Origin of the sequence: Rhizobium oryzihabitans (assembly GCF_010669145.1) — a bacterium.
Lineage (GTDB): Bacteria > Pseudomonadota > Alphaproteobacteria > Rhizobiales > Rhizobiaceae > Agrobacterium > Agrobacterium oryzihabitans.
This window is the reverse complement of the sequence record NZ_CP048632.1, coordinates 2615011-2635100: the sequence shown is the minus strand read 5'-3', so window position 1 is coordinate 2635100 and position 20090 is coordinate 2615011. Positions and strand designations below refer to the sequence as shown.

The 20090-nt window shown below is 59.8% G+C and carries 19 protein-coding genes and 1 pseudogene; 5 read left to right on the top strand and 15 right to left on the bottom strand.

The window, feature by feature from the left end; all coding sequences use genetic code 11:
- Window positions 1-26: 26 nt before the first annotated feature.
- The 7 genes from G3A56_RS13335 to graD form a co-directional block, all read right to left on the bottom strand.
- Window positions 27-1313, bottom strand: coding sequence for an MFS transporter (locus G3A56_RS13335; RefSeq protein WP_003492112.1), 1287 nt, complete (start codon window positions 1311-1313; stop codon window positions 27-29).
- Window positions 1314-1542: 229 nt separating this feature from the next.
- A complete protein-coding gene (locus G3A56_RS13330; protein ID WP_082182879.1) occupies window positions 1543-1872 on the bottom strand; it encodes a YciI family protein in 330 nt (109 codons plus the stop codon).
- Window positions 1869-2759 carry a hydroxyquinol 1,2-dioxygenase gene (graB, locus tag G3A56_RS13325; RefSeq protein ID WP_082182880.1) on the bottom strand — a complete coding sequence of 297 codons (891 nt, stop codon included), beginning with the start codon at window positions 2757-2759 and terminating at the stop codon, window positions 1869-1871. Before graB ends, G3A56_RS13330 begins: the two co-directional genes overlap by 4 nt.
- Before the next feature lie 12 nt (window positions 2760-2771).
- A complete protein-coding gene (gene graC, locus G3A56_RS13320) occupies window positions 2772-3827 on the bottom strand; it encodes a maleylacetate reductase (protein ID WP_082182881.1) in 1056 nt (351 codons plus the stop codon).
- A gap of 3 nt (window positions 3828-3830) precedes the next feature.
- A complete protein-coding gene (gene tsdA, locus G3A56_RS13315; protein ID WP_082182882.1) occupies window positions 3831-4814 on the bottom strand; it encodes a gamma-resorcylate decarboxylase in 984 nt (327 codons plus the stop codon).
- 45 nt (window positions 4815-4859) lie between these two features.
- Window positions 4860-6089 (bottom strand): FADH(2)-dependent resorcinol hydroxylase oxygenase component, encoded by a 1230-nt coding sequence (graA, locus tag G3A56_RS13310; RefSeq protein ID WP_082182883.1) that lies wholly within the window; start codon window positions 6087-6089, stop codon window positions 4860-4862.
- 52 nt (window positions 6090-6141) lie between these two features.
- Window positions 6142-6681 carry an FADH(2)-dependent resorcinol hydroxylase reductase component gene (graD, locus tag G3A56_RS13305; protein ID WP_003492118.1) on the bottom strand — a complete coding sequence of 180 codons (540 nt, stop codon included), beginning with the start codon at window positions 6679-6681 and terminating at the stop codon, window positions 6142-6144.
- A 206-nt stretch (window positions 6682-6887) separates the two neighbouring features.
- Here graD and G3A56_RS13300 point away from each other — a divergent pair, with 206 nt between their 5' ends.
- Together G3A56_RS13300 and G3A56_RS13295 are read left to right on the top strand one after the other, a co-directional pair.
- A complete protein-coding gene (locus tag G3A56_RS13300) occupies window positions 6888-7319 on the top strand; it encodes a MarR family winged helix-turn-helix transcriptional regulator (protein WP_082184520.1) in 432 nt (143 codons plus the stop codon).
- A 105-nt stretch (window positions 7320-7424) separates the two neighbouring features.
- Window positions 7425-7811 carry a hypothetical protein gene (locus G3A56_RS13295; protein ID WP_082182884.1) on the top strand — a complete coding sequence of 129 codons (387 nt, stop codon included), beginning with the start codon at window positions 7425-7427 and terminating at the stop codon, window positions 7809-7811.
- A gap of 106 nt (window positions 7812-7917) precedes the next feature.
- Here G3A56_RS13295 and G3A56_RS13290 read toward each other — a convergent pair whose 3' ends face one another.
- The 4 genes from G3A56_RS13290 to G3A56_RS13275 all read right to left on the bottom strand — a co-directional run bounded on the left by G3A56_RS13290 (window position 7918) and on the right by G3A56_RS13275 (window position 11733).
- A complete protein-coding gene (locus tag G3A56_RS13290; protein ID WP_080835946.1) occupies window positions 7918-8547 on the bottom strand; it encodes an outer membrane protein in 630 nt (209 codons plus the stop codon).
- 283 nt (window positions 8548-8830) lie between these two features.
- Window positions 8831-10228, bottom strand: coding sequence for a sensor histidine kinase (locus G3A56_RS13285; RefSeq protein WP_425503361.1), 1398 nt, complete (start codon window positions 10226-10228; stop codon window positions 8831-8833).
- Window positions 10229-10263: 35 nt separating this feature from the next.
- Window positions 10264-10938 (bottom strand): response regulator transcription factor, encoded by a 675-nt coding sequence (locus G3A56_RS13280; RefSeq protein WP_003492125.1) that lies wholly within the window; start codon window positions 10936-10938, stop codon window positions 10264-10266.
- Window positions 10939-11094: 156 nt separating this feature from the next.
- Entirely contained in the window at window positions 11095-11733 is a 639-nt protein-coding gene (locus G3A56_RS13275) for a TetR/AcrR family transcriptional regulator (RefSeq protein WP_164056442.1), read from the bottom strand.
- 142 nt (window positions 11734-11875) lie between these two features.
- Between G3A56_RS13275 and G3A56_RS13270 the strand changes: the two genes are divergently transcribed.
- Window positions 11876-13912: an NADH:flavin oxidoreductase gene (locus G3A56_RS13270; protein WP_082182886.1), complete on the top strand. Its 2037-nt coding sequence runs from the start codon at window positions 11876-11878 to the stop codon at window positions 13910-13912.
- Window positions 13913-13946: 34 nt separating this feature from the next.
- On the opposite strand, the gene G3A56_RS13265 is transcribed toward G3A56_RS13270, so the two are convergent.
- Window positions 13947-15305, bottom strand: coding sequence for an ATP-binding protein (locus G3A56_RS13265; protein ID WP_082182887.1), 1359 nt, complete (start codon window positions 15303-15305; stop codon window positions 13947-13949).
- A complete protein-coding gene (locus G3A56_RS13260; RefSeq protein ID WP_082182888.1) occupies window positions 15305-15967 on the bottom strand; it encodes a response regulator transcription factor in 663 nt (220 codons plus the stop codon). Before G3A56_RS13260 ends, G3A56_RS13265 begins: the two co-directional genes overlap by 1 nt.
- A gap of 155 nt (window positions 15968-16122) precedes the next feature.
- Here G3A56_RS13260 and dsbD point away from each other — a divergent pair, with 155 nt between their 5' ends.
- Window positions 16123-17973 carry a protein-disulfide reductase DsbD gene (gene dsbD / locus G3A56_RS13255; RefSeq protein ID WP_164056440.1) on the top strand — a complete coding sequence of 617 codons (1851 nt, stop codon included), beginning with the start codon at window positions 16123-16125 and terminating at the stop codon, window positions 17971-17973.
- The gene (locus G3A56_RS13250) at window positions 17970-18575 is read left to right on the top strand and encodes a DsbA family protein (RefSeq protein ID WP_210255064.1); all 606 of its coding nucleotides are present in this window, start codon (window positions 17970-17972) and stop codon (window positions 18573-18575) included. The genes dsbD and G3A56_RS13250 overlap by 4 nt, the downstream gene beginning before the upstream one ends.
- A 96-nt stretch (window positions 18576-18671) precedes the next feature.
- Here the strand turns inward: G3A56_RS13250 and G3A56_RS13245 are convergent, their stop codons facing one another.
- Both G3A56_RS13245 and G3A56_RS13240 read right to left on the bottom strand, forming a co-directional pair.
- Window positions 18672-19331, bottom strand: a complete 660-nt coding sequence (locus G3A56_RS13245; protein WP_246230999.1) for a DsbA family protein — start codon at window positions 19329-19331, stop codon at window positions 18672-18674.
- Between the two features lie 31 nt (window positions 19332-19362).
- A pseudogene (locus G3A56_RS13240) lies at window positions 19363-20087 on the bottom strand (L,D-transpeptidase).
- Window positions 20088-20090 lie beyond the last annotated feature (3 nt).

Sequence of the window (20090 nt, the reverse complement as noted above, 5' to 3'; positions counted from 1 at the left end):
CAATCCGCAGCTGGCAACGCCATTCGTCAAACCCGCCCGTCGCCTGAGGTGCGGTAAAGCAGTGTCAACACGGTCAGCGCCAGTCCGACCAGTGCGACCGAGCCGAAAATGTAGAAGTTCCACTCCGGCGCCAGCCCGCGCTGCAGCACGAGGCCGCCGATCATGGGGCCGGCAATGCCGCCCAATCGGCCGACCGCAAGCGAAAAGCCAAGGCCCGTGCCGCGGATATGGACGGGGTAAAGCCGCCCGACCAGAACATTGGCAAGAATCTGGGTTCCAATCGTTCCGGCACCGGCAAGGGCGACGAAGAGATAGAGAAGCGGCCCCTTGTTCACCGTGAGAGCCCAGATCGAGGCGGCACCGATGGCAAAGAGAACCGCCACCACCACCTTGACGTTGCCCTTGTCGGCAAAACGCCCACCCACAAGGATGCCGATCGCGGCCCCGACATTGAGCATGATCGAGAAGCTGAGCGCCGAGCTGATATCGTAACCCATCTTGTTCATGATGGTGGGCAGCCAGTTGACCATGCCGAAGGTGAGGAGCAGCGAGCAAAAGTGAATGCCCCAGGCATTCAGCGTCGAAAGCAGCCGGCCTTCCGAGAACAGTGCGCCCACGCCGCCCTTTTGAATCTTGGCATGCGGCACGATGCGTTGCAGGCCGTAGGTGTCGCAAATTCCGTCAGCTTCCGCCTGCCGGCCCTTGCTCGCCAGCCATTCCGGCGATTCCGGCAGGAACCGCATGAACAGCGGCAGAAGAATGAGCGGCAGGCCGCCGATCAGCATCAGCGGACGCCAGCCATAGCTCTCCAGAAGAAGGATGCCCATGAGGCCGGAAATGATGCCGCCGATAAGGTAACCGAGGAAGGACAGGGAATTTGCCTGCGCCCTGCGTTGGGGCGGCGAGAATTCCAGCACCAGCGCCGTCACCGTCGGCAAAAGCGCGCCAAGGCCGAGACCAGCCAGGAAGCGGGTGATTTCGAAGGCGAGGAAGTTCGGCGTCATGGCCGAGGCGATCATCATCGCTGAAAATCCCGCAAGGCTGATGAGCACGACCTTCCGGCGGCCGATGCGATCCGCCATGGTACCGGCAAACAATGCGCCGAGCAGCATGCCGAACAGCGTCAGCGCCGCGGCCCGCCCAACCATGGCCGGATTAAGCGCCCAGGCCCCTTCTTTCAGCAGCGCCGGTGCAACCGCGCCGTATACGACCAGATCGTACCCGTCGAACATGATCATCAGGCCGCATGTCGCGATGACGCCGGCCGGGTTTTTCGTCCGCACTGAAGCGGCGCTCATGTAATTCGTGGACATATTCCTCCCTTTCACGCATGAACGCGCCATCCGGAATGGATCGACGTCTTCCCGTTCTTGCGATTGCTCCGTGGGTACCCGGCTTGCTCCACCCTGATATGTGTCCCGCTCCTGTCAAGACACCTATCGCCGATATCACCCGCCTTCGATTAAATGTTGCATTTGCAAAAATTGCAATTGAAATATTAATGGTGATCAACCGCCATCGCTGACGTGGATTTCAAACGCGTTACAGCCCGGAAACCCTCGACAGCGTCGGTATCCAGTTCAAAATACGAATGCGACTATAGACGCCATGAATGACAAATGGATCGGCGTCGCTGAAAGCGATGACATCCTCGATGCAACGGGCCTCAGCGATGATGAGAGCGGCGGCAGAACCGCCGCGCTCCGCCTGCATCGGCCCGGATGCGAGAATTCTGAACCCTTCCGGCAAACCATCTTCATTGCGCAAATGAGCCTTGTGAGCATCCATCTGCGCCGCCCGTTGCTCAACGGCAGCGGGATCACTTTCGGCAAAGCGCACGTAAAGCCCTGGACGATCACCTGCGCCTGTCATCGGGCGAGCACGAAATCGTGGTTCACCGACCAGAACCAGCCGCCAGTGAAACCCAGATCCCCGGCCTTTTCCGCATCCTCCACCCGCTGGAAGTCGGCCAGCAGGCTTTCCTTCACGCCAAAAACCGCGTCCGAACGGATGTAGGGATCATCAGGATCGAAAATATGCGTGACCAGCGTGGTAAACCCCCGCGCTGAAACAATATAGTGCAGGTGCGCCGGCCTGTAGGGATGCCGCCCCATGGCCCGCAGCAGCTGCCCGACCGGGCCATCATCCGGTATGGGGTAATATTTCGGCTTCGCCGCCCGGAACCAGTAGCGCCCGTCATCACCGGTGATGAAGACGCCGCGCAGGTTGAAATCGGGCTGAATACCCTTCTGCTGCACGTCGTAGAAACCTTCGTCATTGGCCTGCCAGACATCGATGCGGGCGCCTGCGACCGGCACTCCATCGGTATCGAGGATGCGGCCGGTCACCAGCATGTCCTCGCCCTTGCCGTCCAGGCAGATATTGGCGCCCATCGGCATTTCCGGCGCATCGGCCACATGAAAAGGCCCAAGAACGGTGGATTCCGACGCGCCGCTCGGTTTGCGATGGTTGATCGCATCGACCAGCATGGAGACGCCGAGAATATCCGAAAACAGGATCCACTCCTGCCGCCATTCATTGCAGATCTGGCCGACCTCAGTAAGAAAATGGATTGCCTTCATCCATTCTTCCTCGGTCGGTTCGATCTCTTTCACCGCCTCATGAAGTTTGCGGGTAACGACCGCCATGATCTCCTTGAGGCGCGGATCGTCGCAATCGCGCATACGGGCGATCACGGTTTCGGCCGAACGTTCCTCGACAAAATAGCCGTCGTCACCGGTCGTGTTCATGTCCGTCATGTCTTCCTCCCATCACTCCGGCCGTGCGCCCTCGAAGGCGCGTTGCAACAGGGCGCGGATCGCGGTTTTTTCGATTGGCCGCGGGCACCAGTAAGGATTGGCCGTCGCAAGCTCGGCCATAGGATCGAGATTTTCCGGCCGCACGCCGAGCGCGGCAAGACTAACCGGCGCACCAAGCCGGGCGGCAAAGTCGTAAAGTCCTGCCCCGGCCCTGCCGCCAACCAGTGCCGCAAGCGGCGCCAACAGATCCGGCACCGCCTCTTCCACATAGGCGACGGTATGCGGCAGAAGCACCGCATGGGTTTCCGCATGCGGCAGGTCCAGACTACCGCCCAGCGTATGGCAAAGCTTGTGATGCAGCGACATGCCGACGGCACCCAGCACCGTGCCGCATAGCCATGCGCCGTAAAGCGCCGTTTCCCGCGCCTTGATATCCTGCGGCTGCACACTCACGCCGGGAAGCGCCTCGACCATCGCCCGCAATCCCTCCATCGCCATCAGGCTGACGATCGGATTACGGTCCTGCGCATAAAGCGCTTCCGCCGCATGCGCCATGGCGTTCAGCCCGCTCGTCATGCTGATGGCGACAGGCAGTCCGAGTGTCAGCTCCGCATCGTAAATCACCACTTCCGGCAGGATTTCAGGCCCGCGCATGGTGGTCTTCACACCATTTTCCGTCTGGCCGAGAATGGGTGTCACCTCGGAGCCGGCATAGGTCGTCGGAATGACGATCTGCGTCGCATCAGTGCGCAAGGCGATTGCTTTGCCGAGACCGGTGGTGGAACCACCGCCCAGCGACACCACGCAATCCGCACCGGCCGCACGATAAACATCGACCGCCCTTTTCGTCACCTCGACTGGTGTGTGCATGGTCGCATCGGAAAAGACACCCGCAGCCAGTGGGCCGAGCCGAGCGGCCAAGGCTTCCGCATCACCCTTCTGTTGGTGGGTGGAAAGCACCAGCGCCCGAGATAAGCCGAGGCGGCGGATTTCCCCCGCCACGCCCACTGAACTGTCCGCGCCGAAGACGATGCGGGCCGGGGCGGCCGTGTAGACGAACGCCTGCATGGCTCAGGCTCCGTCGAGCTTGAACAGGCGGCGCGCATTGGTGCGGCCAATCTTCACCCGGTCGGCCTCGGCGATGCTCGTCGCGTTGAACCAGTCCGAAGCGTGGTCGATGTTCTCGAACGGCCAGTCGGTGGAGAACAGGATGCGGTCGGCGCTGATTTCGAGAATGGCGTCGATAAGGGTCTGGGTGCGGAAATTGCCCGAGGTGGTGATATGGAAATTCTCGTTGAAATAATCCATGAAACGGCGCTTGGCCGGATAGCGCGGCGGCAGCTTAACCCAGGCATTGCGGTGGTCTATGCGCCACATCATGTAGGGCAGGCCCTCGCCCATATGGCCGAGAATGATGTTGAGGCGCGGATGCTCGTCGAACAGACCTGATGCCATGAGACGCAGCGCATGGACAGCCGTTTCCTGCGCGAATGCCCAGGTGGGGCCAAGCAGCCAGGGGTGACCATCATAGATACGCGAATCCTGCGGCAGCGGATTGCGCGGATGCAGGTAGAAAGGCACATCGAGCTTTTCCACCTCACCCCAGAACGGGCGATATTGCGGCAGATCGTAGTAAAGCGGCGTCTGGCCGTCACCTTCCTGGCTGAAACCGTTGACGAGCGCGCCGACGAAACCGAGATCGTTGATACAACGCTGCAATTCCTCGGTCGCCGCATCCGGGTCCTGCAAAGGTAGGGCTGCGAAGGCGAGGAAACGGTCCGGCCGCTTGGCGCATTCTTCAGCCAGAACGTCATTGGCGCGCCGCGCAATCTCGATCGCCTTCTTCGTGTCGGGAATGGCCTGCACCGCCGGTGCATTCAGCGACAGGATCATGGTCTCGATGCCATGCGCATCCATCAGCTTCAGGCGCGTATCCTGAATGTCGAGCAGGCGATGCTGCAGTTCCTTCCAGTAGTCACCGGGCACGAACCCGGCCGAATCCTGAAGTGTTTCCGGGATTGCGAAATGCTCTTCGAGAGCGACCTTGCCTTGCATGTTGTTTCCTCCGAAATCGCTGTTCATTTGCCGCCAGATGAGCGGTCAATATTGGCCCTTGGGTTCGAGACCCAGCATGCTCTGTCCGATCATGGTGCCCACGGCATCCCAGTTCATGCTGATATGGCGACCGACCGCATTGGCATCCCGCCAGGCCCGCTGGACGGGATTGGAAAGATCAAGCCCGACACCGCCGGTGGAATCGTTGAGCGACTGCACGGCGCGCAGCGCCAGAGAGACGGAAAAGGACTGGCCGCGACGGCTGACAAGGCGGTCATCCACCGTAAATTCCGCCCTGCCTTCGACCCTGGCCTGCGAAAGCGCCTGTGCCCGGGCAACATCGCGCAGCAGGATTTCGCAAGCCGCATCGACGCTCGCCGCCGCTTCCGCGACACGCAGCTGGATGGTCGGAAATTCGGCCATGCGGTTGTTGCCGCCCGCTACCGCGCCACGCGTCACCCGGCCGCCGACATGATCGACATAGGCGGCAAGCGCGCCCTTGGCCGCGCCGACGCCCGTTGAGGCGAGACAGGAAGGAATGCCGGTCAAAAGCGGCATGTTGAAGAGGCCTTCCTCCTCATAATAGCGTCCGCCGGGCGTGTTGCCGCTGGTGGCGTCGGGAAAGGTCAGAACACGGTGTTTGGGAACGAAGACGTCATCGAGAACGAGCGTCTTGGAGCCCGTGCCGGCCAGACCCACCACATGCCAGGTATCTTCAACGACATATTCGCTTGCGGGCACGAGAAGGAAGGCGGGAACCGGCTTGCCCTCGCCCTGCGGCGGCAGGATGGCTGCGCAGAGAGACCATTGCGCATTCTCGCAGCCCGAGGCGAAGGCCCATTTGCCGCTCAGGCGATAACCGCCATCGGCCGCCTCCGCCATCTTCACCGGCGCATAGGAACCGCACAGAAGTGCGTCGGGGTTTTCACCCCAGACATCGGCCTGCGCCTCTTCGGGAAACATCGCCAGCAGCCACTGATGGGCGGAAAGCAGGCCGGCAACCCACCCGGTCGACGCGCAGGCGGCCGAAAGCTCTATATTGGCTTCGACAAGTTCGGCGAATTCGCCACCCTTGCCGCCGAAAGCCCGGGGCTTGACGATATCGAAATAACCGATGCCGCGCAGCGCCTTGATATGGGCAGCGGGAACGCGCCGGGCTTCCTCGGTCTGTCTGGCGCTCGACCGGAAAAGATCGGCTATGCCGGCAACGCGGCTGGCGAGGCGGACATGCGGGTTCGTTTGCGCCGACTGCGGCGCATGGCTCATATCGTTCATGATTGTCTCCTTCCGGAAATGACTTGGCCGGTAATAATATGGCCGGGAAATATCAGGCGGGCACGCCTGCCGGGCTTGCGGCGCAATATTGGGCGTTTTCATAAAGCAGCGGCCGCGTCGTCTCGCTGACATCGGCCGAAACCACCTGCCCGATAAACACCGTATGCGTTCCATATGGCATTGCCGCGACACGGCGGCAGGCGATGGCGGCATGGGCCTGGGGCAGATAGAGAACGCCGTTTTCGTGGCGCTGCCAGTCGCCGTTACGGAAACGCTCTTCCGGCGACACCTTGCCGCTGAAAGCATCGGACAGGGCGATCTGATCCTGCGTCAGCACATTGACGATGAAATCGGGCCGGCAGAGCAGCAATTCGTGCAGCAGCGTGCGATTGTTCAGGCAAACCAGAAGAGAGGGCGGCTCCATCGAGACCGATGTAACGGCCGTGACCGTCATGCCGTGGTCGCGCTGATCACCCGAGGCACAGGCGGTGATGACCGTCACGGTCGCCGGAAAACGGCGCATCGTCGTACGGAAATTCTGGCCGACACCTTCAGGCGCAAGATTGTTCAGGCCAAACAATGCTGATGTCATGAGATCCTCCCAAATCCTGCATTCTTAGTTATTTTCATTTGCAACATTTGTCAATGCAAATGTTTTTCCACTGCTAAATGCCGCGATTTTGCCTCGCATTCCCCCATCTTCCGGAGTGAAGCTATTGAAACAGATGGATTATGCCGGTACAGCCGATGGGTGCGTCGCATCCTCTGCGCACGTTGTTCTCAAACGGGGTTTTGCTTGTGTCCTATCAGTTCACTGACTCTGTACCCTATCTGCTCAACTGGGTGGGCGTTCGGCTTGGAGAGCGCTTCTCCGTAAGGCTGGCATCCTACGATATGACCCTGCCAATGTACCGCGTGCTGGCGGCGTTGAGACAAGATGAGAGCAAGACGCTGACAGAGCTTTCCGACATGGTATCGGTGGAGATTTCCACGCTCTCCCGGCTCGTTGGCCAGCTCGTCAGGCGCAATCTCGTCAGCCGTGTCAGGCCGGCCGACAACGCGCGCATCGTGCGCATCACGCTGACAGCAAAGGGCGAGGAACTAGCCGACGAACTCATGCCCATCGCGGCCATGTTCGAAAAAACCGCAATCGAGGGCCTCGACCCTGCGGAAGTGAAACTTTTCAAAAGCATCCTGCGCCATATCGGCCGCAACATCGCCAGTCTCTGATCACCCGGAAACTCACTGCCCGCATCACGGTCTTCACGTGCAATGTACTTGTAATGGCTGGTTCCTATCCCTGTGGAAACTTACCGCATCGGAGGAGAATTACCCATGTCCGACAGATCGTCACCCGCCTTCCCGGCGGCGATCGCCCTTGTCACCGCGTCGATCATGCTTTCGGCCTGTGCCTCGACAGTGATGAAAAGCTACATCGGCGCGCCCATCAGCAGCGTGATGCTGGACTACGGGCCGCCGGACAATATTTACAGCCTCGGCGCAGGACAGCAGGCCTATCAGTGGCGAAAAAACAAGACGCAGGCGGTCGCGGGGTCGTCGAGTGGTGAAGTACGGACAACACGGCGTGGCGAGCGTTACGAAGTGTCCGAGACGCCGGGTTATGTGGAGCGCATAGAGTGCTTCTACACGTTCTTCACACGCAATTCCGGTGGAGAATGGTATGTCACGAGTTTCCGGCAGCCTTCGCTAGAATGCGAATGACCGTTTCGGGATTTCAAATTCCAGCCTGTTTGACCGCCGCTTTGATGCTTAAAGCGGCGGCGTTCTTTTGAACATTCTCCCTGAAATCTGTCATCGGATGAACCGGTCAGAAGCGATAGTTCAGGCCGGCCTTGATGACATGATCACTCACATCGGTCTTCGACCTGCCGCTGGCTGTCGTTGTCGACACATTTCCGGTGCTGACATAATTATATTCAAACTTGGCCGACAGGCCGCCGCCGAAGCTCTGCTCGACACCCGCGCCAACCAGATAGCCCTGCTTCCAGCCATCGGGACCCGTGACGCCGTTTCCATCCTTGAACTTCGTGGTGGTCAGGCCGGCGGTGCCGTAAACAAGCGTGCGGTCAAGCGCCACGCCGGCCTTCATCTTGGCCGCACCACGGAAACGCTCCCTCAACCGGCCGTTCGGCACGCGCGCGTCGTTCCCGAGGTAAGAACCTTCGATTTCAGCGCCGACAACGCCGGAGCCGAACTGGAAATTATAACCGGCCTGCACGCCCCCTGTCAGTCCACGGCCGCTGGCCAATGGGTTCAACCTTGGGGAGGCGACGCCGCCATGCGCACCGACATAGGCGCCGCCCCATGAGAAGGCCGGTTGATTGCCGTAATCAAAGGATTGCTGCGTATTGTAATTCGTAAGATCGGCGGAATAGGCGCCTGTTGCAGCCGCAATGGCGATGGTCACGGCGACAAGCGATTTTTTGATGATCGACATGAATGACTCCAGGGGAAACCGATGCGCCATAGGCGCTTGCAGGGTTTCAGTTCGCGTTGAAGAACCGGAAACCGGCTCCCGTTAGCCTGCTTGCGCAAATCAGCACGAGATGCGGATGAGCTCAGCAGATAAGGGCATTTTCCCCGCGAGAGTTACGCCTGCATTGCACGCCGTAAATTTTCTTCAAAATAAGTGATTTATTTAATATACTTAGAAGAATTTCCTAAACTAAATCGTAAGGAATTTCATTGTCACGGACGCGATTCATCGCGCCATCCGCAGCCTATTCGCTTCCAACTGCAACATTTTTCGATGAGACGGATCGAATTTCCAGACGCACACAAAAACCGGGATCGAGATCGACAAACAGCACACGTCCGCCATGAAGCTCGGCCGCCTTCTGGACCAGGTTCAAGCCGAGGCCGGCTCCCGGCGAATTCGTGTTGATGCGGTGAAACGGCTCGAACACCTGCTCGCGCTCGGAGACGGGAATGCCCGGGGCTTCATCGCAAACATCAATGAAACCCGCAGCACCGACCCGGATCATGATAGCGCCCTTGCCGCCGCCATGATCGATGGCGTTGCGGACAAGATTGACGACCGCCATCTCGACAATCGACGTCTGCATCGTCAACACCACATGGCTTTCGCTCGGTTCGAAATCGAACTCGTAACCGGCATCCATCGCGATCGGGGCAAGATCGGTCGCGATGCGCTCGACAAGTGCGTTCAGATCCTGCTGCACGGCAGGCAATTCCACCGCGCCGACCGCCTGCATCTCCAGCAGCTGATGGGCGACGCGTGTGAGACGATCAATATCGGCCCGGAGCTGCCGGCTCAGCGCGTCATCGGGCAAAAGGTCGGCCCGGACACGCGCAATTGCAATCGGCGTTCGCAACTCATGCGCGGCATCGGCAAGAAAGCGGTTACGACGATTATATCCCTCATCGAGCTTGGAGAGCGCGACATTGAAGGCATCCACCAGCGGAATGATTTCACTGGGCACCTTGGAACGGTCGATACGGGCGGAACGGTTTTCGAAATTGATCGACTTCGCCTGTTTGACCGTTTCAATCAGACCACTCAATGAACGGCCGACCGCTCTCGGGGTCACGAGCAACGTCGCGATGCCGGTCAGGATCAGCATGGGCACGACGACGATAAGGATGATGAAGCCTACACCCGGCAGCACGGTAAGCCAGCGTATGTCGCCATTGGCATCTTTTTCCAGATCCAGCTGAATGTTGATCCAGAGACTGAGGCCGTCATTCGGGAAGCCTTTCTCCGTCCCGGCAATGAATTGCAGCCGCCCGGCCGGCGTATCGCGGTTTTCCATCGTGGCCCGGACTGTTTCCCCGGCGTCCAGGCGCGCTCTTTCGATGCTTCGGGGAAAATCCGCCGCCAAGGCGGGTGTGGGGATTTCTCCATATTGCAGCACGATGTCATCGGCATTCCGCACCACGAACCAAAGATTGGGATAGCGCTGTTTCAGCTCTACCAAGCCGGGCGTGGGCAACACTTGCGCGCGCCCCTGCGCATCCCTTGTCACGCTTTCCGCAACAATCCGAACAGCCTCTTCATTGGCGCCCTCCAGCCGTGGATCGATGATCCAGATCCAGCCGACGAGAAGGATGACAAACAGGACGAGCAGGAATGCCTGCAGGGCGAAAAGGCGCTTCATCAGCGCCCATCGCAGGGATCCGTTTCGTTTTTCCTTCATGTATTCAACCGGATGAGATAGCCGATGTTGCGCACGGCCCTTATCTCGACCGTGGCTTCGGCCTGCGCAAGCTTCTTCCTGATCCGGGAGATATGGGCATCGAGAGCATTCGACTCGATCTCGTCGTCCAGGGTGTAAACCGCCTCGATCAGATTGGATCGTGTGACGATGCGGTTCGGCCGGCGCATCAAGGCTTCAAGCACCAGATACTCCCGGCGCCGAAACTCGATTATGGAACCGGCAATACTGATTTCGTTGCTTTTCGGATCGATGCTCAGATTTCCAAAACTCACATATTTGTCGGAAAGCGAAGGGCCGCGCCTGTGCAGTGCGCGAAGGCGAGCCAGCAACTCCTCGATCGCGAAGGGCTTGGCGAGATAATCATCCGCCCCGGCATCGAGCCCGTCAACGCGGTGATCGACACTTCCAAGCGCCGTCAGCACAAGGATCGGCACGGAATGTTTGCGTCGACGAAGCGACGACACGAGGTTCAGCCCCTCACCATCAGGAAGGCGGCGATCCAGAACGAGCACATCATAGGCCCCGTCGCGGGCAAGAGCATCGGCATCGCTGATGGTGCTGACGTGATCCGCGAGCACGTCGCGCCGTCGCAAGGCCTCGAGCAGCGCTCGCGCCATTTCGGGTTCATCCTCAAGAAGCAGGATTCGCAACGACTTTTCCTCAAAGGTGAATTCTGGCAGCCCACCACTGGTCGGTGAATATTGCAGTTACATTGCAGGCGAGGAGCCGGACTCGTCTTCTTTAGCAGTTTGCAAGAGACAAACCGACCGGCATCGCGCGACTTTCACAGCCAGCCGGAATATGCGTTAGGTATTTGGTCCGGGCCTGTATCCATGCCTTGCATAAAATCGGTCAAGTTCACGCTGTTGCGGCACCTCGCCGGTATAGATCGCAATGTAGTCCGGGATCCTTGTCATCCGCACGGACGCATCCTCCTGCGATTGCATGGAGATATAGCCTATCTGGACAAGATAGGTGGTCCGGGCGCGCACATCCGCCATGGTTTCGGAATGGCCAAAACGCATGAACATGCGCGAAAGCGCATCCATCCTCGTCTGATCGGCTTTGCGCACCTCGGCAAGAATATCATCCGACTGAAGCGCCCAGCTGCGAACCGCGAATTCGAACTTGCTGTCGAAAAGGCCGGGATCCAGCCAGCAATCGAAAACATTCAGCATCGCTTCCGCCAATGTTTCCGCATAGGCCTCCGACTGCCTGACGATGCTTCCGGTATTCTTCTCGCGCCAGCGGGAGACAAGTGCTGCCAGCAATTCCTCCCGGTCCTTGAAGAACCAGTAGAAACTCGTGCGTGACAGATTGAGCTTTTTTGCCAATGGCAGGATTTTGACGGAGTCCACACCGGACTCGAGCAGAGCCTGATAGGCAGCCTCCAGCCACCCCTCCTGCGATCCGCGCCAACCGGTCTCGTTCAATGTCGCTTCCATGGTGATTTCTATCAAATCCGCCTGGTTGCGACAAGCCGAATGTCCACCCCTGTCGAAAGTATAAACACACGTGTTTTATTAATTGACACATATGTACATTTCCACCTAGCCTTCTCCCATCAGCACCATCCGGAGAACGGCAATGTCGAATGATCCCCTTCTTCAGCCCTACCGGCTCAAGCATCTCACCCTGCGCAACCGCATCATCGTCACCTCACATGAACCCGCCTATCCGGAAGACGGCATGCCGAAGGAGCGTTACCGCGCCTATACGGTCGAGCGGGCGAAAGGCGGGGTGGCGATGACGATGACGGCCGGTTCCGCCGCCGTCTCGAAGGACAGCCCGCCCGTTTTCAACAACCTGCTGGCCTATAAGGATGAAATCGTTCCGTGGATCAGGGAAATGACCGACGCCGTGCATGAAGAAGGCGCGGCAATCATGATCCAGCTGACCCACCTTGGCCGCCGCACCCGCTGGGACAAGGGTGACTGGCTGCCTATCCTCGCGCCCTCCCATCACCGCGAAGCTGCCCACCGCGCTTTTCCAAAAAAGATCGAGGACTGGGATATCGAGCGCATCATCAAGGATTTTGCCGATGCCGCAGAACGCATGAAAGCAGGCGGCATGGACGGCATCGAGCTGGAGGCCTATGGCCATCTCATCGACCAGTTCGTCTCACCACTGACAAACGAGCTGGACGGTCCCTATGGCGGCTCGCTGGAAAACCGCATGCGCTTCTGTCTCGACGTGTTCAATGCGATGCGCGAACGCGTCGGCGACGATTTCATCCTCGGCGTGCGCTATACAGCCGATGAATGTCTCGAGGGCGGCACCGGAAAGGCAGAGGGCCTAGAAATCTCAAGACGGCTGAAGGAGAGCGGCCTGATCGACTATCTGAACGTCATTCGCGGCCATATCGACACCGATCCCGGTCTGACCGACGTCATTCCCATTCAGGGCATGGCCAATGCCCCGCATCTGGACTTTGCCGGTGAAATCCGCGCCGCGACCAGCTTCCCGACCTTTCACGCCGCCAAGATCCAGGATGTCGCCACCGCCCGATATGCGATCGCCTCCGGCAAGGTCGATATGGTGGGCATGACGCGCGCCCACATGACCGACCCGCATATCGTGCGAAAGATCATGGAAAAGCGGGAGGACGACATTCGCCCCTGCGTGGGCGCCAATTACTGTCTCGACCGCATCTACCAAGGCGGCCTTGCCTTCTGCATTCACAATGCGGCCACCGGCCGCGAGGAAACCATGCCGCACGAAATCGCCAGAGCCGCGGAAAGCCGGAAGGTGGTCATCGTCGGCGCCGGTCCGGCAGGTCTTGAGGCCGCACGTGTCTGTGCAGAACGCGGCCATGAGGTCATCGTCTTCGAGGCCGCAAACAATCCCGGTGGCCAGATCCGCCTTACCGCGCAAAGCGAACGCCGCCGCGAAATGATTGGCATCATCGACTGGCGCATGAGCCAGTGCGAAAGGCTCGGCGTCACCTTCCATTTCAACACATGGGCGGAAGCGGACACGGTTCTTTCGGAAAATCCCGACGTGGTGATCATCGCCACCGGCGGACTGCCGCATACAGACGTGCTGTCAAAGGGAAACGATCTCATCGTCTCGGCATGGGATATCATTTCCGGCGACGTCAAACCGGGCACCAATGTGCTGGTTTTCGACGATGCCGGCGACCATGCGGGCCTGCAGGCCGCCGAATGTCTCGCGAAGGCGGGGGCGAAAGTCGAGATCATGACGCCGGACCGCGCCTTTGCCCCTGAGGTCATGGCGATGAACCTCGTTCCCTACATGCGCTCGCTGCAAAAACGCGACGTCACCTTCACCGTCACCTACCGTCTGGAGGCCGCGGAAAGAAGCGGTAACCAGCTCATTGCCCACATCGGCAGCGATTATGGCGGCGTGACGAAATCGAGAACCGTGGACCAGATCGTCGTCAATCACGGCACGATCCCGCTGGATGATCTCTATTTCGAACTCAAGCCGGGCTCGAAGAACCTCGGCGAAATATCCTATGACGCCCTGCTTGCGGGCACTGCCCAGACCGTCGAGCGCAATCCTGCCGGAACCTATCGGTTGTTCCGCATCGGCGATGCGGTTGCGGCACGCAACACCCATGCGGCGATCTACGATGCGTTGCGTCTCGCAAAGGACCTTTGAGACAAACGGGAGCCGCAGCATTGCGGCCCTCGTTTCAAACCTCCAGAGACACCGCAAACCGTTGATCGAATCTCAAGAACTGCAATCGCCCTCCCAGACGGTCGACGGCCATCTTGACGATCGCAAGCCCGAGGCCGCTTCCGCCCGGTTCCGATCGCGGCGAACGGTAGAAACGCTGCAGCACACGCTCCTGCTCCTCCACGGCGATCCCCGCCCCTTCATCGATGACAACGACGTTCACCTTGCCGCCGATCAGTTCGGCGCGGCATTCGACTGTCGAGCCCTTCGGCGAGTGCTGCACGGCATTCTCCATGACATTCCTGATGGCAAGCCGAAGGAGCGAGCGGTCCGCCTCGACGAGGATCGTATCCGCCTCTTCCGGGAGCTGGCAGGCAATATCCACCTCCCGTAATCGTCTGAGCGGCTCAAGTTCCTGAATGACATCCAGAATGAGCCGGGGAACATCCACGCCGGTTTTCGCCGTCCGCGTTTCGGTGGCGTCGACGGCGGCCAGATCGATAAGCTGCTTCGCCATCCGGCTTGTCCGGTCGACGCTCTGCTCGATGCGCCTGAGCGCCTGTTGCTGAACCTCCGGATCGGTCGAGCGCATCGCCACCTGCGCCTGCGTCTTCAGGCCGGCAAGCGGTGTCTTCAACTCATGGGCGGCATAGGTCGTGAATTCACGCTCCCTTTCCCGCGTCGCCTGAACACGCGCCAGAAGACTGTTCAACGCCTGGATCATCGGCCGAAGCTCCGATGGCGTTCCCCTGTCGGCAAAGGCATGCAACTCGGTCGCATCGCGTGCTTTCAGGCCATTTGCAAGCTTCTGAAGAGGAGCAAGCCCGCGGGAGACACAGAACCAGATGAGACCGGCCATCAACGGCATGATGAAAAGCGCCGGATAGAGAAGTCCCTTGATCACGTCATCGACAAGACGGTCGCGGACCTGAATGCTGTCTCCCACCAGAACCCTGACGCCGAGATCGGGCTTGACCACGGCATAAACCCGCCATTCGACACCATTGATGACCGTGTTTTGATAACCCGAGGCATGTTCAGACAGGGAAGCGGTGGGCGCACTGTCCGATTTACTCAGGAGACGACCGCTGACGGACCAGATCTGGCAGGCAAGCTGGCGTTCATAGGAAGGTATCGACGCGGCCGCATCATCTTCTGCGTGACCACCCGCTGCGGGCATGTGGCCGACAACGCCAATATCGGCCGGACGGTCGCCGACAAGGGAAGCGACCATGCTTGCCGATTCCATCAGACGCGCATCCAGAACATGCTCCAGCCGCGCCTTGGTGCTGGTATAGATCCACACGCAGCCGGACAGCCAAACGACGCCCGTCATCAACAACAGCACGGTGAACAATCTTGCCCGGATTGACATTACGCAGCCCTCCCAACGCGGTAGCCCACGCCCCGCACCGTTTCGATGAAGCCGGCACCCAGCTTCGAGCGAAGCTTGTGGATGTGAACCTCAATGGTGTTGCTTTCCACATCCTCCTGCCAGCCATAGAGCTTTTCCTCCAGAACCGGTTTGGAAAAGATCATGCCGGGGTTTTGCATGAGCGCATGGATAATCGCGAATTCACGGCGCGACAGGGGAATGATGCTGTCGGCCCTCTTCGCCACCATCTTCGCCGGATCGAGCGTCACGCCCAATGCGGACAGCGTCCCCTCCGAACGGCCTTCGCCCCGGCGGATGATGGCCCGCAGGCGGGCGGCGACTTCGTCCAGATCGAACGGCTTGCCCAGATAATCGTCGGCACCGGCATCGAGGCCGGAAATCTTGTCCGTGGTCGCGTCCTTCGCCGTCAGCAGCAGGATCGGCACCCGGTTCCGCTCATTGCGGGTGTGACGCAGAAGATCGAGGCCGGAACCGTCTGGCAGCATCAGGTCGAGAACGACGGCGTCGAAACGGCAGCTGTCGATAGCCGTTTTCGCATCTTCAAGGGTCGTGACGGCATCGACGGTGAAGCCGGCAAGCTGCAGCCCGACACGAAGACCATCCAGCAGGACATCATCGTCCTCGACCACTAACAGACGCATAAACTACTCCATCATTCCGGTGCACGGATGTTTTGACGTGCGGGAACCTGAAAAACGAACCTTAAGGCTGGCTTAAGCTTGCCACCGGAAGCCTGCGCCACTCATGGACTATCCCATAGGCCTCTCCTAAAAGGCCTATCCCATAAGGAAAAAGAATGCGTCTCAATTTTTCGTTCGTGCTCCTCGTCATCTTCACCGTCTGCGGACCCGCCTTCGCGCTCAATCCCCCGATGGACATGGCAGATGCGTTCAAGTTCTCGATCGACCGCACGGGAACAGCCGCCACCTTCCGCTGGCAAATAGCAGAGGGATATTATCTCTATCGAGACGCCCTCAACGCCACGGACAACGACGGAAAACAACTCGATCTTCAGACATCGCCCGGCGAGATGAAGGACGATCCCGGCTTCGGCAATACGGAGGTTTATTTCGGGCAAACGACCGCCACGCTCGCCAATGCGCCCCAAACGATGAAAGTGACGTTTCAGGGATGTCAGGATGGCGGCATCTGCTATCCGGTGCGAACGGTCACCATCACTGGTTCGCGGATCGAGGTGGATGCGCCGTTCGCAATGAGCCCGTCACCGCCGCCGGCATTCCAGTCCTTCATCCCGATGTCCCCGGCCGCACAGTCGGAAAAAATAGATCGGCCTGCGCCCGCCGCCGAACCGGGAATGGTGGAGGGAATGCTCGATCAGGGCGGCATCGCGCTTCTGCTCGCCTCCTTCATGGGCCTCGGCGTGCTGCTCGCATTCACGCCCTGCGTCTTTCCCATGTACCCGATCCTTGCGGCCACACTCGGTCGTCAGGGAGCCTCCCTGTCGCCGGGGCGCAGCTTCCTCCTCTCCTCCACCTATGTCGTCGCCCTTGCCGCCGCTTTCAGCCTGTTCGGCATACTTGCCGCATGGTTCGGCCAGAGCTTCCAGATTGCCCTTCAATCGCCGGTGGCTATCCTCATCACCGCCGCTGTCTTCATCCTCCTCGCCATCGCCAGCTTTGGCGTGGTCGAGGTGCAGCTTCCATCGGGGCTACGGGATCGGCTGGCGCGGTCGCAACGCTCACTCGGCGGATCCTTCGGCTCAACCGCCATCCTCGGTTTCAGTTCGGCACTGCTGATCGGCCCCTGCGTGACCGCGCCGCTCGCAGGCGCGCTACTCTACATCGCCAAATCCGGAGACGTGCTTCTCGGCGCTGCCGCGCTCTTTGCACTGGGTATCGGCAAAGGCATTCCGCTCATCCTCATCGGCACCTCCGGGGCAACGCTCCTGCCGCGCGCGGGCGCCTGGATGGCGCAGGTCCGCTGGCTGTTCGGCTTCATCTTCCTCGGCACCGCCATCTGGTATCTGGACCGGCTCATTCCCGCACCCGCAACACTCGCGCTTTCCGCAGCATTGCTCGTGACCCTTGGTGTCTTCTTCGGTGCCTTCGATACGCTGTCACCACAGGCGGGTGTCGGTCGCCGGCTCATGAAATCCGCTAGCCTTCTTTCCGTTCTCTACGGCGCGTTTCTCGCCTTCGGTGCGGCAAGCGGCAGCACGAGCATGCTCCAGCCGCTTCAGGGTTCCGGCAGTTCCGTCGTTGCATCCTCCTTGCCCGGCCTGACAAAGGCGAGTTTCACCACAGTCGCATCCGGCGATGAACTGAGAGAAGCGGTAAGCGGTGCGAAAAAGCCGAGCCTCGTCTATTTCACCGCGGACTGGTGCGTTTCCTGCCGCGTCATAGAGCGCTCGGTCCTCGCCGATCCGCAGGTTGCTCAAAGCCTTGCGAATACTAATCTCGTCTCCGTCGATCTTTCAGACCTCACGCCTGCGAAACAACAACTGATGAAGGACAAAAACGTCGTCGGCCCACCGACCATGCTGTTCTTCGACAGAAGCGGTGCCGAACTCTCCTCCGCCCGCATGGTGGGCGAGATTTCGGTGCGGTCCGTCATCGACGCGGTGACGCAGACACAGCAAGCCCTCATGAAACCTGCAATCACAAACACCTCAGGAACCCTTCAATGATCCTCACTCGCCGAAACCTCGTCGCAATGGCCGGCCTTGCGGCCATCGCGCCGTCATTTGCTGCCGCCAAAAGCGACCCGACCAGCCGGGAGATGGTGCTGAACGACCCGGACGCACCGGTCCTCGGCAATCCGAAAGGCGATGTGACGGTCGTGGAATATTTCGATTACCAGTGCCCCTACTGCAAGACGTCCTACGAGATGGTCCGCGAGGTAGTAGAGCAGGACGGCAAGGTCAGGCTTGTGCTGAAGGACTGGCCGGTCTTCGGCGGTGCGTCGGTCATGGCGGCGCAGGCGGTGCTTGCAAGCGCCAAGCTCGGCAAATACGACAAGACGCTCGATGCGATGTTTCATACGCCGAACAAGTTGCAACAGGATGATGTCGAAAAAGCCCTTGCGAAAGCCGGCCTCACCTTCGAAGGCGTGGGCAAGGCCGTTGTTCAGCATCAGGCGTGGATTTCCGGCCTGCTGGACCGGAACTGGGTGCAGGCCGCCGCCTTCAAATTTATCGGCACACCCTCATTTGTCGTCGGGTCGACAAGCTTTGCCGGCGTCCTCGACCGCAAGGGTCTGAAGGACGCAATCGCAAAAGCGCGAGGCTAGCGAGAAACGCAGGTGCATTGCTCACCATCGCTCTTAAATAGACAGAATGGTGGCTTCCTGTCCGACCGGACCTGAAACCACCATTATTCGGCAAAACTAAACCTGCTCGCGTGCCTTTTCGAAAAGGCTGGTGAATTCCTCCGCGCTCCGAATAGCACCGGGAACGAGAAACTTGCCGATGATGAAGGCCGGTGTTCCGGTCAGCTGCAGCGACATTGCCTGTTCGTGATTGCGCTCAATCAGCGCATTGATCTCCGCCGCCCTTAATTTGAGATCACTCTCAAGGCGCGCGAAATCAATGGCTGTCGCGCGCACGGCAGCGCGCATCTCGTCCGCTTCCGCCCTGCGGGCTTTGATCGCCATCAGCGCATGATGCACGATCTCGTAACCGCCCTGGTAGTTCGCCGCTAGCGCCAGACGGGCGCCTTCGACGGAATCTTTCGTAATGATCGGCCAGTCCTTGTAGACCACCCTGACATCGCCGTCCTTCAAGACCGCATCGCGCATGGGAATGGCCGTCTTCTTGCACCACGGGCAATTATAATCGAGGAAGGTGACCATGTTGAGTTTACCGGCTGGGTTGCCGGAAACAGGTGCCGCGGGATCGCGCAGGATCATCTCAAGCCTGAGACTGTTTGCGGATGCGCCGGCCGGAAAAGCGGCGGCGGAAACTGCCGAAAGCGAGCCAAGGAGAAAGGCGCGGCGTCTGAGCCCGGCAAAGCCTGCCTCATCCGCGCGGTTTCGAATGTCGTTCATGGTGATAGGTCTCTCGTTCATATGCCGGCAGTCAGACGCCGAGTTGCGAGCGCTTCGAGGGATCGGGGATAACCACGATGGGACTGCCATCCCTGACATTGTTGAAGAGATCGATGACGTCCTGATTCAGCAGACGAATGCAGCCCGAGGATACCGCCTTGCCGATGGAGAAGGCCTCCGGCGTTCCATGCAGGCGATAAAGCGTGTCCCTGCCGCCCTGATGAATATAAAGCGCACGCGCGCCCAGAGGGTTTTTAAGACCGGGGGCATGCCGCCATTCGCGATACTATAGGGCTGGAGTGCGGGTTGCCGCGCCACCATCTCGTCCGGCGGCGTCCATTTCGGCCATGCACGCTTATAGGCGACCGTCGCTCGACCGGACCATGAAAAGCCGTCACGCCCGACGCCGATCCCGTAACGCCTCGCCTTCCCGTCGGGAAGCACGTGGTAGAGAAATTTGTTCGGCGTATCGACGATCAGCGTGCCGGGCTTCTCTTCGGTCGGATAATCGACGACCTGCCGCCAGTATTTCGGGTCCACCTGCTTGATGTTCACCGCCGGGATCGGAAAGGCCTCGTCCGGCATCGCCGCATACATCGCCGGGGTCACTGGCGTTACGGCTGGCAAAGGTTCGTCGCTCTTTACCGGCGTTGCCGTCATCGGCGGCTGGCCGGATGTGGCGCAGCTTGCCAGAAGACTTGCGGCTCCCAGGGCAAGAAGGTTTCGGCGGCTGATGAATATTGGTCTGTCGTGCATTCT